We start from the raw sequence: 17,982 nt of genomic DNA, 5'->3' as shown, positions 1-17,982 counted from the left end.
AAACGCCCGGCAGGCGGTTTTTGTATTCCACGAAAACTTACTTCTCTTGGGCTATCCAGTCGCGGATTAGCGGCCCGGCCTGCTGCAACGCCTGCGGGCTGAACATACCGTCATGAGTGCAGGGCAGGGTGTGGATAGCGATTCTCCCCTCGACAAAGGGTGCCCACAGCTGCGCATCGAAACCTGCTTCGCTGTCGCGGCGCGTTGCCGCGCGCAGGAAGAGGATATCCCCCTGAAAGCGCGACGGCGTAAACGCAGCCAGCAGGCGCGATGCCTCGCGAAACTCCGCAAGGATACGCTCAAACACCACCGGCTCCATCACCGCCAGCGGATGCTCCTGCGCCACTAAACGGCAGCGCAGCGCCTCGACGGTGAGCTCGCTCTCCTCGGGCACGCTGCCGGTTAAGGCTTCAAACAGCGCTGAAAGGCTCTCGCTGTCCTGCCGCGCCCTTTCGCGATAGCGCTCGCCGAGCGGGTAGCCATCAAGCAGGATCAGGGCGCGGACAACCTCCCCGGCCTGCTGCAACAGGGTGGCGATTTCATGGGCCAGATGGCAGCCAAACGACCAGCCGAGCAGGGCATAAGGGCCGTGTGGCTGCACTTTCACCATCTCCGCGAGGTAACTTTTTGCCAGCGCGTTAACCGAGGGCAACGCCTCCCCGCTGCTCAGCCGTTGCGATTGCAGGCCAAACAGCGGCTGCGTGTCGCCAAGCCAGGGAATAAGTCCGGCGTAGGACCAGCTCAACCCGCCGCCGGGCGGCAGGCAGAAGAGGGGCGTTTTCTCCCCGCGCGGTTGCAGAGGCAGCATCACATCCAGCACGTTGCTGCGGTGGTTGCGCTGAAGCCGCTGCGCCAGCAGCGCCACCGTCGGGTACTCAAACAGATCGCGCAGCGTCAGTTTCACCTGCCACGTTTTGTCGATAGCGTTAATCAGCCGCGCCGCCAGTAATGAGTGGCCGCCAAGGGCAAAAAAGCTGCCGTCGACGGTGACGGTTTTCAGATTGAGCAGTTCGCAAAACCGCTCAGCCAGCCAGCTTTCCCGCTCGTTTTGCGGCGCGCGCCCTGGCCCGGTATGGAAATCGGGCTTCGGTAAATCCGCAAGTGCCAGCTTACCGTTGGCGTTAAGCGGCAGCGCCGCCAGCGGCACAATTGCCGCGGGCACCATAAAGTCCGGCAGCCGCTCACGCGCGAACTGTTGCAGCGCCGCGCTGAGATCCGCCTCCTGCGCGGAGGGCACGATATAGGCGACAAGCTGCTTATTGCCGCTGCGATCCTCAAGCGCCACCACCGCCACCTGCTGAACCGCAGCGTGCTGTTTCAACACCATCTCCACTTCGCCGGGTTCAATGCGGAAACCGCGAATTTTCACCTGCTGATCGCGGCGGCTGACAAAACAGAGCGCGCCATCGCGCCGCCATTTGACGACATCGCCGGTGCGGTACATGCGGCTTCCAGCCGGGCCAAAGGGATCGGCAACAAAGTATGCCGCGCTCAGCGTCGGGTGGTTGATATAGCCGCGCGCCACCCCGCGTCCGGCGATATAGAGCTCTGCCGCCACGCCCGGCGGCACCGGCTGCAGATGGGAATCAAGCACGTAGAGGCGGGTGTTATCGAACGCTCTGCCAATCGGCACGTCAAGATAGGGCGCGTCGGCCTGGCTGATGGGGTAGTCCGTCGCATAGGTGGTGATCTCCGTCGGGCCATAAATATTCATCAGTTCAAGATGCGGCCAGCGCTCACGCACGGCCTGAACCGCGCTGGCGGAGATCTTCTCCCCGCCGGTATAAACCCGGCGTAAGCCTGCAAGGCAGTCGCTCGCCTCCTCGGCGATCAGGCGGAACAGCCCGGAGGTTAAAAAGGCGGTCGTGACCTCACCCGCCACAAGCGTGTCGGCAAGCAGCGGCAGATCCAGCGTCTCGCCGGGGACGATCACCGCATGGTGACCATTGAGCAGCGTCGCCCAAATCTCCCAGGTGGAGGCGTCAAACGCATAGGCCGAGTGCAGCAGAATGCGCTGGCACGCCTCCGCTTGCCAGCGGCGGTCGCGTGCCAACGCCAGCACGTTATCCTGGGTGGTGGCAATGCCTTTCGGTTTGCCGGTCGAGCCGGAGGTGAACATCACATAAGCCAGATGGTGTGGCGTTACCGCCGCTGAAACGCCCGCCGCCGTGGCCCGGGTTGCCGACTCATCGACGATAAGCCGCGCAATGCCCGGTGGCAGCGCGGCCTGGCGATGGCTTTCATCCAGCAGCACGATGCGCAGATCCAGCTCATCAATACAATGTTGCCAGCGCTCTGCGGGATCGCTCGCCCGCAGCGGCACATAGAAACCGCCCGCTTTCACCACCGCAAGAAGGGCAATCACCAGCGAAAGGGAGCGGGTCATCAACACCGCCACGCCCTGTTCGCTGCTTACGCCTTGCTGTTGCAGGCGCTGCGCGAGGGCATTGGCGCAGGCGTCCAGTTGCTGATAGCTCAGTTGCTCCTGCCCGCAGCTGACGGCGATACTCTGCGGCGTGGCGGCGACCTGGTGGGCAAACTGCGCGGCCAGGGTGGCGGGCGGCACGTCGCAACAGGTCTCATTCCACACGTCCAGCAGCTCGTTACGCTGGCGGTCAGTGAGCAGCGGCAGCGTCATCACCGCGCTCTCCGGCTCCTCCACCATGGCCTGCAACAGGTGGGTGAAGTAATCCGCCAGCGCCGTGATGGTCTGCCCGTCAAAGCGATCGACCGGGTAGTCGATTTGCACCTCCAGTGCGCTGACGTCGCTGCGCTCGCCGTAAACCTGCTCAACGTTGAAGGTTAAATCAAACTTGGTGGTCACCAGCCCGACCGGCTGCGGCAAGAGCGTCAGCCCGGCGAAGTTCGGCGGCGTGGCGTCGTTATTTTGCAGCACCATCATCACCTGGAAGAGCGGATGCCTGCCAGAGACGCGCTCGGGGTTGAGGCTTTTCACCACCCAGTCAAAGGGGACCTCCTGGTTAACCCAGGCGGAGAGCATAAACTCGCGCACCTGGGCCAGCGCCTCAGCCACCGTGGGGTTTGCCGCCAGATCAACGCGAAGTACCAAGGTATTGACGAAGAAGCCGACTAACTCCCGCATCGCCTCATCTGAACGTCCAGCGACGGCGGTGCCGAGCGTAATATCCTCCCCGGCCCCCATACGGCCAAGGAGGATCGCGGCGGCGGTTTGCAGCATCATAAAGGGCGTCGCCCCCTCATGGCGCGCCAGCTGGGTGATCTGTTGATAAAGCTTCTCATCAATGCGCAGCCTCACTTGCTCGCCAACATAACTCGTCCCGGTCGTCGGGTAACGGTCGACGGGCAGCGTCATCGCTTCCGGCACGCCGGAGAGGGCTTCACGCCAGAAGGCGACTTGCTCTGTGGCAGTCTCGCTCTGGCTCTCAATGTCGCCCAACCTCTCGCGCTGCCAGAGGGCGTAATCGGCATACTGCACCGGCAGCGGCGCCCACTGCGGGGCCTGCATGGCGCAGCGCGCGGTATACGCGCAGGCGAGATCGCGAAACAGCGGTGCCAGCGAGCCGCCATCGCAGGCGATATGGTGGATAACCAGCAGCAGCACATGCTGCCGGGTTTGCGAAAGATGGAACAGGCTGGCGCGCAGCGGGATCTCTTCTGCCAGCTCAAACGGGTAGGCAGCGGCGTGATCAAGGGCGTCGGTCAGCGACGAAGCGGCAATATCGCTCACCTCAAACGTCACTTCAAACGCATCGGGGGCGAGGATCTCCTGCCACGGCTGCCCCTGGTGGAGCGGGTAGCGCGTGCGCAGAACCTCATGGCGTTCAACCACATCCCGCACGGCCTCACGCAGCGCGGCGTCGTTCAGCTCCCCCTGTAAGCGGATGGCGAGCGGCATATTGTAAGCCGCATGGTTGTTATCGAGGTTTTTCAAAAGCCACATCCGCTGCTGGGCAAAAGAGAGCGGCAGCCTGGCGCTGCGCGGCTGTGGGCAGAGAGGTGCAGCAGGCCGGTTTCCCTGTTTCGCCAGTTGCCCGGCAAGCTGCGCGACCGTTGGATAGTCAAACAGCGTGCGGATCGGCACCTCGACCTCCAGCACGCGGGTGATGCGGCTCACCAGACGCATCGCCAGCAGCGAATGGCCGCCGAGGGCAAAGAAGTCGTCATCAATACCGGGAGCATCTGACTGCAACACCTCGGCAAACAGCCCCAGCAGAATCTCCTCCTGCACGGTGCGCGGTGCGCGTCGTGCGCTTCCGGCACTCAGATCGGGGCGCGGCAGGGCGCGTTTATCCAGCTTGCCGTTGAGGGTCAGCGGGAACTGTTCAATCTGCATAATCGCGCACGGCACCATGTAGCCCGGCAGTTTTGCTGCCGCCAGGCTGCGCAGCGCGGCAATATCGAGCGGCGCATGCGTGTCGGCGGTGACGTAGGCCACCAGTTGCGGTTGAGTGTCGGCATCAAGCAGCACCACTTCTGCATGGGCAACCTGCGGGGCGCTTCGCAGGACGGCGGCAATTTCGCCCAGCTCAATACGAAACCCGCGCAGTTTCACCTGCTGATCCGCGCGCCCCAGGTAGTGCAAATCTCCCTCTGGGCTCCTGACGGCGATATCGCCGGAGCGATACATGCGCGAGCCCGGCGCACCCCAGGGGTCGGCGACAAAGCGCTGGCTGGAGAGTTCGACCCGGTTCAGATAGCCGCGCGCCAGCCCGGCACCGCTGATATACATTTCGCCCTCAACGCCCGGCGGCACCGGACGCAGCGCATCATCCAGTAGATGGATATGCAGATCGGGGATCGCCACGCCGATAAGGCTGCCTGTCGCCTCGCGCGCCCGCGCCGCGGTTAACGGCTGATAGCTCACATGCACGGTGGTTTCCGTGATGCCATACATATTGATAAGTTCCGGCGCACTTTCCGGGTGGCGCTGATACCAGCGTTCGAGTTGACTAAGATCCAGCGCTTCACCACCAAAAATCACCTTACGCAGCGCCAGCGGCAGTTCGTCATGCTTAAGGTCGCGCTCGGCTTCAATCAGCTGATAAAAAGCCGACGGCGTCTGGTTAAGGATGGTCACTTTTTTCTCGCTTAACAGCCGCAAAAAGGCCTGCGCATCGCGGCTGACCATAAAGGGCACCACCACCAGCTCGCCGCCATAGAGCAGCGCGCCCCATATTTCCCAGACCGAGAAATCAAACGAGCAGGAGTGAAACAGCGTCCAGATATCGTGGCGCGAGAAGTTAAACCACGCCTCTGTTGCGGCGAAAAGACGCAGCACATTGCTGTGCGGGATCATCACCCCCTTCGGGTTGCCGGTGGAGCCAGAGGTGTAAATGATATAGGCGAGATTGTGCGCCTGCACCGGGCGCAGCCGCTCGCTTGGCTTAAGATCCACGCCGCTCTGCTGCGCCAGCCGCTGCTGGCTTTCAGCGCTATCGATTAGCAGCAACTGCGATTCATCAAACATCTCCGCGTGCGCCTGGAGTGACACGATCAGCGCCGGTCTGGCGTCGGAGAGAATGTAGGCCAGCCGCTCCGGCGGGTTATGCACATCCAGCGGTAGCCAGGCCGCGCCCGCTTTCAGCACCGCAACAATAGCCACCAGCGTCTCGAAAGTGCGCGGCAGCGCCAGCGCCACAATCTCTTCGCTGCCGATGCCGCAACTCACCAGATAGCGGGCAAGTTGGTTCGCCCGCTGGTTCAGCTCGGCGTAGCAAAGCGTCTTATCGCCAAGCGAGAGGGCAATGGCATCCGGGTAGTGCGCGGCGCACTGTTCAAACACCTCGTGCAGCGTGGTTTGCGTCCTCTTATCGAACGATGTCGGTGCGGGAAGCCGCGCCTGCGCCTCCTGCGGCAGTAACAGTGAAGCGTGGCCGATAAGGCTGTCGGGGCGGTCAATCATGGTGTAAAGCAGATGCAGGAAGCGATCCGCCAGCCGCTCAACCTCCTCATCGGGGAAGATATCGGCCAGCGCGCTAAAGCGCAGCGCGAGCGATTCGCCGGGAACAGCGATAAGCCCCAGCGGGTAGTGGGAGGCATCGCCGCCGCGGTGCGAGGCGAGCGAAACCGTTAATTTTTCGCTCATTTCGGCGCTTGCGCTCTGCGGGTAGTTCTCAAACACCATCAGCGTATCAAACAGCGCCTCGCCACCGGCGTCAGCCTGGATGGTGGTGAGATCGAGATACTGGCTGTCGAGCAGGCGCGTCTGCTCCGCCTGTAGCCGTTGCAGCAGCGTGGCGAAACTCTCCTCCATGCGCCAGCTGAGGCGAAGCGGCAGCGTGTTGATCAATAACCCGACCATCCTTTCGATGCCGCTAAGCTCCGCCGGTCTGCCGGAAACGGTAATGCCGAAAACCACGTCGCAGCGCCCGGTAAGCGCGCCAAGCAGTATGCCCCAGGCGCACTGCAATAGCGTATTGACCGTCACGTCAAGCTCGCGGGCGCAGCGGTTAAGCTGCCGTGTGCGCCCGGCATCCACCGTTCTGTGGAGCAGGTGCGGCTGCAAATTGTCGGTGGTGTGCCCTTTGGCGAGATGGGTGGGGCCTTGCAGGCCGCGTAACGCCTCGCGCCAGGCCTCGCGCATCTTCCCGGTGTCACGCTGGGTAAGCCAATACAAATAGTCGCGATAGGGCACGGCGGGCGGCAACGGCTCCGCGAGGTATAAACGAAACAGCTCATCGAGCAGCACCGGAATCGACCAGCCATCCAGCAGCAGGTGGTGATTGGTAAAGATCAGCTTATGCTGCGTCGGCGAACACTTCACAAGGGTAAAGCGCAGCAGAGGCGGCGTGTCGGCGGCGAAGCGGCTGTTGTAGTCCGTTTCCAGCAGCGCGTGAAAAGCCGACGCCTGCGCTAACGTTGACAGGATACTTAGATCGATCTCCTGCCAGGGGAGCGGCAGGCCAGAGAGGATCAGCTGAACCGGCGTGTCGACCTCTTCATACTCAAACCCGGCGCAGAGATGGGGATGGCGCGCCAGCAGTTGCCCGACGGCCTGCCTGAGCCTCGCGACATCCAGCTCCCCATCAAGTTGATAAACCTGTTGCACCTGATAGGCATCGCTGCCGCGCGTATCAAGCAGCATATGGAACAGCAGCCCTTTCTGTAACGGGGGTAACGGCAGTATCTCTTTGATATCCATACTCATTTTTTCTTCGTCCATTTTGCCTGAAGTTTTGACAGCCCCGCTTGTTGCAGCGCCACCAGGGGCACATCTGAAGGGGTGAAACCGCCGATATCGTCGACCTGCGTAAGCTCCGACAGGGCTTTCAGCCAGCTAAACCACCCCGTAGCCAGACGGCTGACGCGATCTTCAGCGTAAAGCTCAGTCGCCCAGTTCCAGTTCGCCACCAGCACCGGGCCGCTTGCGCGCGCTTCCACCACGGCATTGAGCGAGAGAGCATGGGGTAGTGCAAAGCTGTCGTGTGCGCGGGTATCAAGCAGGTGAGCCTCAGCCGCAAGCTGCCAGTCCCGCGCCTCTTCGACGCTGAAGCGGCCCAGGTAGTTAAAGCCGATTTGCGGCTGTGGCAGCGCGGCAAGCTGTGGGCGCGTTTGCGGGTTGAGGTAGCGCAGCAGGCCATAACCGAGCCCGTTGCCCGGCACCTGGCGCAACTGCTCTTTGACGCTCTTCAGCGCGCTACTCAGCGAGTGGGGATGGGTTAACTGCGCGCGACCCGGAGCAAGACGCACCGGATAGAGCGTGGTAAACCAGCCAACGGTGTGCGACAGCGCGGTGCCCGCCAGCTCTTCGCGCCCGTGCCCTTCGACATCCAGCAGCACATCCGTTTGCCCATCTTCGCGCCATGCCGTGATGGCGAGTGCCAGGGCACAGAGCAGCACATCGTTAATACCGGCGTGAAAGCGCGCAGGCAGGGTGGTCAGCAGAGGCTGGGTAAATTCGCTGCCAAGCTCCATCTGCAAAGAGGCGCTGGTGGCGAGGGTGTCGCGCATGCCTGCCAGCCGTCGTGTGGTTAACAGCCCATCCGGCTGGCTGAGCACGCTCTGCCAGTGCGCCAGCTCATCACCCCGGCGTTGCGCTTCCTGCTCAAGGCGCAGCGCCCAGGCGCGAAAGGAGGTGCCTGCGTCGTTCAGCTGCGCGTTTCTCCCCGTAGCGCGGGCGCGCCAGAGGGCGAGCAGGTCGGCGGCGAGTATCCGCCAGGAGACGCCATCCACCGCCAGGTGGTGTAACACCAGCATCAGCTGACCCGGTTCGCCACAGGCGGCGCGGAACCAGACGGCCTGCACCATCTTGCCGCGAGCCGGGTCGAGCCGCTGTTTCGCCCGGCGACACGCCTCCTGAATCTGCTGTTGCCGCTGCTCCGGCGAGAGAGGCAGGCCATCGACAATCTCCAGCATCTCACTCTCATCCATGGCAGGCGGCACAGCGAGATAAATCTCGCCGCTGACCTCGCGGCGGGCAGTTAAGCGCAGCGCATCATGGTGCCGGATCAGTTCGGCGAGCATCTCGCGCAGCGCCTGTGCATCCAGTTCTGCGGGCGTGTGCAGCAGCGTTGCCTGGCAGAAAGCGTTGATATCGCCGGGATTCTCCATCAACCAGTGGATGATCGGTGTCGCGGGCAGATCGCCGACGGCAGCAACCTGCGGAGCGGTATCCTGCTCTGCAACGGCGGTGATGATGCCAGCCAGCCCGGCGACCGATTTATGCTCAAACACATCGCGCGGGGTGAACAGCCATCCCGCCTGACGGGCGCGCGCCACCAGCTGGATCGCCGTGATGCTGTCGCCGCCCAGCTCGAAGAAGCTCGTTGTGCGGTCGACCTCCGCCAGGTTGAGCAACTCGGCGAACAGGGTGCTGAGCAGTTGCTCCTGCGCGTTACGCGGTGGGGTGTGCTGTACGCGGGCAAACTGCGGCGCAGGCAGCGCCCGGCGGTCGACTTTGCCGTTTGGCGTGACCGGTATTGCCGGTAGCAGAACCACGGCAACCGGCACCATATAGTCCGGCAAAAAATCGCGTAAAAAGTCGCGGATCTCCCCGCCCTGCGCCTGCTCATCGCGGGCGACGGCGTAAGCCACCAGCTGGCGCAGACCGGGCTTATCCTCGCGGACAATCACCGTCGCCTGCGTGATTTGCGGATGTTTTCGCAACTGGGATTCAATCTCGCCCAGCTCAATACGAAAACCGCGGATTTTGACCTGGTGATCGACGCGCCCGGCGAACATCAGCTCGCCCTCACGGCTCCAGCTTGCCATATCGCCGGTGCGGTACATCCGGCTGCCCGGTGCGCCAAAGGGGTTAGCAACGAAGCGTTCTGCCGTTAAATCCGGTCGTTTCAGGTAGCCCCGCGCCAGGCTTTCACCGGCAATATAGAGCTCGCCTTTTACCCCCGGTGGCACGGGTTGCAGATGCGCGTCCAGCACATAAGCCTGCATATTGAAAATCGGCCTGCCAATCGGCGGCAGGCGGTCGGCCTGCAATGGCTGGCTGATGGTGGCGCAGACGGTCGATTCGCTCGGGCCATAGGCGTTAATCATTCGCCGCCCGGTGCCCCAAAACGCGATCAGTTCCGGCGGGCAGGCCTCCCCTGCAACGATAAGCGTTGCCAGTGCGGGCAGCGGTTCGCGCGGCATCACCGCCAGCCCAACCGGTGGCAGCGTGGCGTGTGTTACCGCGCGATCGCGCATCAGGGTATAGAGCGGTTTGCCGGGCGTTAGCGCCTCTTTCGCCGCCACGACCAGCGACGCGCTGCTCAGCAGCGCCATGCTGATATCCCAGAACGAGGCGTCGAAGCTCGGCGAGGCGAACTGCAACACGCGGCTTTGCGGCGTGACGTGCAGGCGCTCAACCATGCTGGCGACCAGATGAGCAATCCCCCGATGGCTGACCAGCACCCCTTTTGGCGCGCCGGTCGAGCCGGAGGTGTAGATGAGGTAGGCGGCGTTATCGCACTGGAGCCTGCGCGGCAGCGTAATCGCTTCGGCACTGTGGTCAGCAAGCAGCCCGCGCAGGGCCGGGTGGTCAAGGCGCAGCGCGGCATACTCCGGTGCCAGCCGGTCAGCGAATGCCGCCTGGCTTATCACCAGCCCTGGCTGCGCGTGGCTTAACATATACGCCACCCGCTCGGGTGGGTAATCAGGATCGAGAGGCAGATAGGCGGCGCCCGTTTTCATCGTGGCGATGATGGACACGATAAGGGCAACGGATCGCGGCAGCGCGATGGCGACAATCTGCTCGGCGCCAATGCCCCGCGCCAGCATCAGGTTTGCCAGGCGGTTTGCCCGCTGATCCAACTGCGCGTAGGTCAATGTCTCCTCGTCGCCAATCAGGGCTATTGCCTGCGGCGTGGCGCGCACGATGGCTTCAAACTGTTCCGCAAAGGTCACGGCGGGAACCTCGCGCGCGCTGTTGTTCCACGTCTGCATGATTTCGTGCCGCTCCGCGTCGCTGAAGATCGGCAGTTCGCTCACGCGACGCGAGGCATCGGTGGCGATGCCCGCCAGCAGATGGGTGAAGTAGCCCGCCATGCGCCCGACGGTCGCCTCGTCAAACAGATCCACGGCGTACTCCACCATGCCGCGCAGCCCCTGCGGCGTCTCTTCGAGGTTAAAGGTGAGATCAAATTTCGCCACCGGCAACGACGGCATCTCGACCACGGTTTCCAGCTCATCGAAGAGGGCGGCGCTGCGCGCGACGTTTTGCAGCACCAGCATCACCTGGAAGAGCGGATGCCGCGCCAGCGAGCGGGCGGGATTTAACGCCTCGACCAGGCTCTCGAACGGGATATCCTGGTGCTCCCAGGCCGCCAGCGCGCGCTCGCGAACGCGCTCAAGCAGCGTCACAAATGATGGGTTACCGCTGAGATCGGTCCGCATCACCAGGGTATTGATAAAAAAGCCGACCAGCGGTTCGAGCGCCTCGTCGCTACGCCCCTCAACCGCCGTGCCGATGGGGATATCCTCGCCCGCGCCGCAGCGGCAAAGCAGCACCGCCAGCGCGGCCTGTAACACCATAAACAGGCTGGCGTTATGCTGCCGTGCCAGCGCCCCTAATGCTGGGGTTGTGCGGGCATCAATGGCGAAGTGGCACTGTTTACCCACATAGCTGGCGCGCAGCGGGCGCGGCCGGTCAGTGGGCAACGGAAGCTCGTCGGGCAGGTCATGCAGCGTATTGCGCCACCAGGCCAGCTGGCGGTTGAAGAGGCTGTCGTTCTCGTCCGGCGCGCCGAGCAGCGCCTGCTGCCATAGTGTGTAGTCGGCATACTGCACCGCAAGCGGTCTCCAGGCGGGCACCCGGTTCTGCGCGCGGGCGTTGTAGGCCTCTGCCAGATCGCGCAGCATCGGGGCAATCGATCCGCCATCGCTGGCGATATGGTGCATCAGAATGAGTAACAGATGGTGGTCATCATCCACCTTAAACAACCAGGCGCGGCAGGGATCTTCCTGCGCCAGATCGAAGGTGTATTGTGCGGCGGTCTGCACGGCGTGGGGCAGGTCGTCGGCGGAAACCGTGAGCATGGTCAGCGGGCAACAGGCTATCGAGGCCGGAGTGATCCTCTGGCAAACCGTTCCATCGTCAAGCTGATGAAACCGTGTGCGCAGGCTTTCATGGCGCAGCACGATATCGTCGAGTGCCGTCATCAGCGCAGAAACGGCGATATCCCCCCGTAAGGTGAGCGTGACGGGCATGTTGTAGGTGTATTTACCCTGCTCAATGCGGTCAATCATCCAGAGACGGCGCTGCGGTGATGAGAGCGGCAGAAGCGGTGGCCGCTCGCCCTGGCACAGGCGCGGACGCGTCGGCTGGCTGCCCTGCAACCGCCCGGCAAACTGCGCCACCGTCGGGGCTTCAAACAGGTCGCGGATCGCCGGGTTGAGATTGAACGCCCGGCGGATTTTGCTCACCAGACGGGAGGCCAGCAGCGAGTGGCCGCCGAGGGCAAAGAAGTCATCATCAATACCGACCTCCGGCACGCCTAATACCGCGGCGAAGAGCGTACAGAGGGTGCGCTCAAGGTCACTGCGCGGCGCACGGTGCGCGACACTGGCAACCTGCGGCGTGGGCAGGGCGCGCTGATCGACTTTGCCGTTTGCCGTCAGAGGGAAGTGCGCAAGAGGGATAATCATCGCCGGCACCATAAAGTCCGGCAACTGCGCGCCCAGCGCCCGGCGCAGCGCGTCGGCATCGCAGGTTGCGCCAGGTTTTGCCGTCACCCACGCAATCAGCTGCCTGTTCCCCGGGCTACTCTCGCGGGCGCTCACCAGCGCCTGAGCCACCATTGCCTGCTTTCGCAGGGCGGCTTCCACTTCCGCCAGCTCAATGCGGAAGCCGCGAATTTTGACCTGCTGATCGCCACGGTTCAGGTACTCCAGCACGCCATCCTCGCGCCAGCGCACCTGGTCGCCGGAGCGATACATGCGCGCACCGGGCGCTGAAAATGGGTTCGCAACAAAATGCGCCGCGGTCAGGCAGGGGTTGCGATGATACCCGCGCGCCAGCCCGATCCCGGCAATATAGAGTTCACCAGGCATGCCGACCGCTACAGGGTTGAGGTAAGCATCAAGGACATAAAGCTGCATATTGTCGAGCGGTGTGCCGACAGGCACCGTCACGCCCTCCGGGATCTGCGCCATGGGCCATGTGGTGGCGAAGGTGGTGGTTTCCGTCGGCCCGTAGCCGTTCATCATCACAAGCGCGGGGTTGCGCGTCATCACCTCGCGAATCGCGTGTATGGAGAGCACATCCCCGCCCGCAATCAGTAAACGCACGCCCTTCAGCGCCTCAGGATGCACCTCCGCCATCAGATGAAACAGCCCGGCGGTGAGCCACAGCGCGGTGATCTTTTCATCGACGATACTCTGCGCCAGCGTATCGATATCCAGCTCGCCCGACGGCGCGACGATAACCGTACCGCCGCCCAGCAACGGCACCCACAGCTCATAAGTTGAGGCATCAAAGGCTGACGGCGAGTGCAGCAGCACCCGCTGGTGATCCTCTGCCCGCCAGCGGCGATCCAGCGCCAGCGCCGCCACGCTCTGCTGCTCGACCGCAATCCCTTTCGGCTTACCGGTCGAGCCGGAGGTGAACATGATATAGGCCAGGCTGCCGGGCGCAGAGAGACGCGGCGGGTTGCTTAGCGGCCAGTCGCCCGCAGGTTCTTCACTGATAAACACCACATTGTCGATCGTGGGCAGCGGCAAGGTGGCATCGGCCAGCAGTAGCGTGGCGCCTGCTTCATTCACCATTAGCTGCTGGCGCTCCAGCGGATCGGTGATGCGCAGCGGCAGGTAAGCGCCGCCAGCCTTAATAACGGCGAGCACGGCGATAACTTCGTTCATCGAGTGCTGCATCAGTAACCCGGCGCAAAACGGCGCGCCCCCGGTCTGCGCCATCAGGCGGTGCGCAAGCCGGTTTGCTGCCTCATTGAGGTGACGATAGCTAAGGTTTTTTTTGCCCTCTTTCACTGCGATGGCGTCGGGCGAGCGCTGCACCTGCGTTTCAAACAGCCCGGCCAGCGACAGCGGCGGTAACGTCAGATCCGTTGCGTTCCAGCGCTTTAGCACGGTTTCACGCTGCGCGTCACTTAACAGCGGGATCTGCGCAAGGCGGGCTTCGGGACGCTGCGCGATGGTTTCGATAACCCGGATTAACTGCCCGGCAAAGTCCGCAACCGTGCGGCCATCATAGAGGGCGGTGGCATATTCAATATGCCCGCTCAGGCGCTGCTGCGCGTCATCGACATCAAAATGAAACAGCAGATCGAATTTGGCGGTGGTGGTCGGGAGCTGGCGTTGTGCCACCGCAACCTGCGGGAAGGTGACCGCCTGCGGCCACGGTGTATCGACCACCATCATCACCTGAAAGAGCGGATGACGGGCTAAGGTGCGACCGGGTGCCAGCGCCTCGACGACCTGCTCAAAGGGGAGATCCTGATGCTGGTTGGCTTCCAGCACCGCCGATTTCGCCTGGGCGACAATGTCGCTCAGCGTCGGGTTGCCTCCCATATCCGTACGCAGCACCGCCGTATTGGCGAAATAGCCGATCAGCGGCAGCAGGGCGGCGTCGCTGCGGGCGTAAAGCGGCGTACCGATTACGATGTCATCACCTGCGCCGAGACGATGCATCAGCGTTGCCAGCGCCGCATGGAGCAGCATAAACAGGCTCACGCCCATCTCCTCGCCCCGTTTTTTCAGGCGCGATAGCAGCTCGTCGGGGAGCGCGAAGTCGACGCGGTCGCCACGGTAATCCGCCTGCGTGGGGCGAGGCCGGTCGGCGGGCAGCGTCACCTCTTCCGGCACGTCCGCCAGCTGTTGACACCAGTAGTCCAGCTGCTGGCTATGGCGCGCGTTCGCGCCGGGCGCTTCGCTCAGCAATGCGCGCTGCCAGAGCGCGTAATCGGCGTACTGAACGGTCAGCGGCGGCAACTGCGGGTGTTGGCCTGCGGCACGCGCCTGCCAGCAGAGGCGCAAATCCTCCAGCAGCGGCAGCAGGGAGCCACCATCCCCGGCGGTATGGTGAATGAGCAGCAGCAGAACATGTTGCTCCGCTGCCAGTTGATAGAGCCAGGCTTTAATCGGCAGCTCGCTATCCAGCGCAAAGAGATGCTGGCACTCCATCATCAGCTGCGCTTCAAGGTGCTCGGGCGCGATGGCGAGGGTCGGCAGCGCAAACTTGACGTCGTGGGCCGCAAGGATTTGCTGGCAGGGCATCTCTTCCTGCTGGGTTAACAGGGTGCGCAGGCTCTCATGGCGGGCGATAACGTCAGAGAGCGCTTGCTCCAGCACCGCCGCATCCAGCGGGCCGCTCAGGGTCAGCGCCAGCGGCATATTGTAGGCGCTGCTGGGGGCGATTTGCTGCTGCAACCACAAGCGCTGCTGGGCAAACGACATCGGCAACTGCGCCGGGCGCGGTTGTGCGACCAGCGCAGGGCGTGCCGTCTGGCCGTGCGCCGCCGCTATCTGCATACTCAGTTCGGCAACGGTCGGGGCATCAAACAGGGTTTTCAGCGACAGCTCCACGCCAAAACTCTGGCGCAGGCGGCTGAGTAATTGCAGGGCTAACAGCGAATGACCGCCGAGGCTAAAAAAGCTGTCATTAATACCGGGCGGATCGATAGCCAGGCACTCGGCAAACAGCTGGCACAGCTCCCGCTGCTGCGCAGTAGCGGGCGGTACCGGGGCGAGAGAGGTAAAGGTCGGTTGCGGCAGCGCCCGGCGGTCGATTTTGCCATTCGCCGTCAGGGGGAAGTGCGCCAGCACCATCACCCGCGCGGGTACCATATAGTCCGGCAGTTTTTGCGCCGATGCCGCACGCAGCGCATCCGGACTACAGGCTGCATCATCCTGCGCCACGACGTACGCCACCAGCCGTTTCTGCCCGCTCTTTTCCTCCTCATGGGCGACGACCAGCGCCTGTTTAACCTCGGGGAGGGCGTTGAGCGCGTTTTCAATCTCCCCGAGTTCAATACGATAGCCGCGGATCTTGACCTGATTGTCCACCCGGCCGAGGAAAATGATTGTCTGCTCTTCACTCCAGCAGGCCATATCGCCGGTGCGATACATCCGCTTGCCCTCCTCATCAAAGGGGCTGGCAACAAAGCGCTCGCTGGTTAAATCTGCGCGGTTGAGATAGCCGAGCGCCAGCCCGTCGCCAGCGATATAGAGCTCGCCAGGCTGCCCAGCCGGCACGGGTTTCAGGGCGTCATCAAGGATATGAATTCGGGTATTAAAGAGCGGTTTACCGATAACCGACGGCGAGGGTTGCGCGGCGGTCAGCTCGCTCAAGGTCGACCAGATAGTGGTTTCGGTGGGGCCATAGAGCTGAATGACGCGCTCAGAGAGTGCGACCATGCGCTCCGCAAGCGTTTGGGGTAGCGCATCGCCGCCGACCAGCGCCGTCAGGCCAGCCAGCGCATCGGGCTGATAGTCCACTAACCCGTGCCACAGCGCGGGGGTGCCCTGCATATGCGTGATCTGATGTTCAGCGATCGCCTGCGCTAGCAGACGCGGGTCGCGCGCGCACTCCCGTGAGGCGATAGTGACCGACGCGCCGGTCATCAGCGGCAATAAAAGCTCCAGCGCGGCGATATCAAAACTGAGGGTGGTCACGGCGAGCAGCCGATGCTGCGCCGTCAGCTGCACGGTGTGCTGCATGGCGGTGAGGAAGCTGGTTAACGCGCCGTGAGAGACCACTACCCCTTTCGGCGCGCCGGTGGAGCCGGAGGTAAAGAGCACATACGCTGGCTGCGGCGGTTGCGGCAGCGTGGTTGGGTTATCGTCGTGCTGTGCCGCAATGGCCGCCATCGCCGCGTCACTGTCGATCTGCTGCTGGCGATACCCGGTAACGATCCCCGCCGTTTGCGACGAGGAGAGGATCAGCGTCGGCTGGGCGGTGGCGAGAATATGCTGCAGGCGCTCCGCCGGGTGATCGGCATCAAGGGGCAGGTAAACGGCCTGTGCTTTGGCGACCGCCAGCGTGGCAATGACCATATTCACCGTGCGCGGCAGGAGCAGCGCGACGCTGTCGCCGGGACGCACACCCTGATCCTGTAGAAAGCGGCTAAGCCGGTTCGCCTGGCGGTTAAGCTGGCTGTAGCTCAGTTGAGTGTGGCGATCGTCAAGCGCAGGCGCGTGCGGCGTGCTTCTGGCCTGGCGTTCAAACAGCGCGGCAAAGGAGAGGGGCGGCACGGGCGCGCAGGTCTCATTCGCCCGGGAAAAAAGCTGCTCCTCTTCTGCACTCAGCAGCGAGGGTGCGCCAATCGCGGCATGCGGATGGGCGATTAAGGCGCTAAACAGCGCCAGCATGCGCTGATGATGGGCGGATAAACTCTCTGGACTGTAGAGGGCGCTATTAGCATCAAAGCCGACGACCAGTGTATGTTCGTCGCCGTAACCAAAGAAGAAGATCGCCAGATCGTCAACCGGCCCGTTGCTGGTATTCACCGGGAACGTTTTCGCGCCGTTGAAGGCCAGATCGTCGCCAAATAACTCGACGTTGATGGTGGTGTGGTAGAGCGGGCGGTCGAGTTTAAGATCGCGGGTCAACGCTTCATGGGGATACTGCTGGTGACGTAACGCGGACATCATCTCTTTTGCCACCAGCACCAGCACATCATCAAGGGTCAGCGCGGGCGAAAGCGGCAGGCGTACTGGCATGATGTTGGACATCATCGCGGGCGTGGTGCGCTGCACGCGACCGACGCGCGCCGCCATCGGTAGCCCAATCACCACCTCCTGCTGGCCGGTCATGCGGTAGAGGTAAACGGCGGTTAACGCCGTAAGCAGCTGCGGGAGCGTGCAGCCTGCGGCTTCGGCATGGCGATTCAGGGCTTGATGCAGGGCTAAATCGATATTGTTGCGCTGGCGGACGATCGGCGCATCCGGCGCGCTGCGGCCAGCAAGGCTTGCGGGCGCTGGTCGGTCCTGAAAGCGCGTCATCCAGTATTCGCGATCGCGAAGAAAGCGGTTTGAGTTTCTGTAGGCGGTATCTTCGGCAATCAAGGCGCGAAAGTTGCCGAACGGCGTCGGCGCGATGGGTCTATCTGTTACCAGCGCGTTGTAGATATCGACCGTGCGACGAAGGATCAGCGAAGCGCCAAAACCGTCCAGCAGGATATGGTGGCAACAGTGGTAATAGAGGAATCTCTTCGGGCTGAGCTTAATGAGACAAAAGATAAATGCGTTCCCTTGTGTGAGGGAGAAGCGTTGATTTGTCTGCGCGCTCATAAAGGCCAGTGCGGCTTCCCAGGCATCCGGGCGCGCACTGAAATCGTAAAAGGCAGCATCGTAATTATCGAGAGCGGGCACCTGCTGCTTTACCGTGTTGTCTGTTTGATAAAACCGACCGTGCATTGTTTCGGCTTCAGCAATCATTTTTTTGACTGCCGCTTTAAATAACGTTGGGCTTACTTCGCCATCAATAATTAAATATTCGCTGATTGTATTATTTCCCGGGTTCAGCGCGACTTCATTCGCTAACCACATTCCCATTTGTGCGGATGTTAAAGCGACGTACTCCGTGTCAATTAGCGCGGACATAAGCAAAAC

Annotated in this window: 2 protein-coding genes; both read right to left on the bottom strand. The window is 62.6% G+C overall.

From position 1 onward, the window contains the following. Positions 1-37: 37 nt before the first annotated feature. Entirely contained in the window at positions 38-7,129 is a 7,092-nt protein-coding gene (locus IAE50_RS04355; protein ID WP_200579679.1) for an amino acid adenylation domain-containing protein, read from the bottom strand. Further along, positions 7,126-17,973, bottom strand: a complete 10,848-nt coding sequence (locus IAE50_RS04350) for a non-ribosomal peptide synthetase (RefSeq protein WP_200579678.1) — start codon at positions 17,971-17,973, stop codon at positions 7,126-7,128. The genes IAE50_RS04355 and IAE50_RS04350 overlap by 4 nt, the downstream gene beginning before the upstream one ends. Positions 17,974-17,982 lie beyond the last annotated feature (9 nt).

Source organism: Kosakonia sp. S42 (assembly GCF_016624785.1).
Taxonomy (GTDB): Bacteria; Pseudomonadota; Gammaproteobacteria; order Enterobacterales; family Enterobacteriaceae; genus Kosakonia; species Kosakonia cowanii.
This window is presented reverse-complemented; position numbering and strand designations above follow the sequence as displayed.

Bases quoted from the DNA above. Each gene is read 5' to 3' on its own strand.
- IAE50_RS04355 (WP_200579679.1), bottom strand. From the start codon at position 7,129: ATGAGTATGGATATCAAAGAGATACTGCCGTTACCCCCGTTACAGAAA.
- IAE50_RS04350 (WP_200579678.1), bottom strand. From the start codon at position 17,973: ATGTCCGCGCTAATTGACACGGAGTACGTCGCTTTAACATCCGCACAA.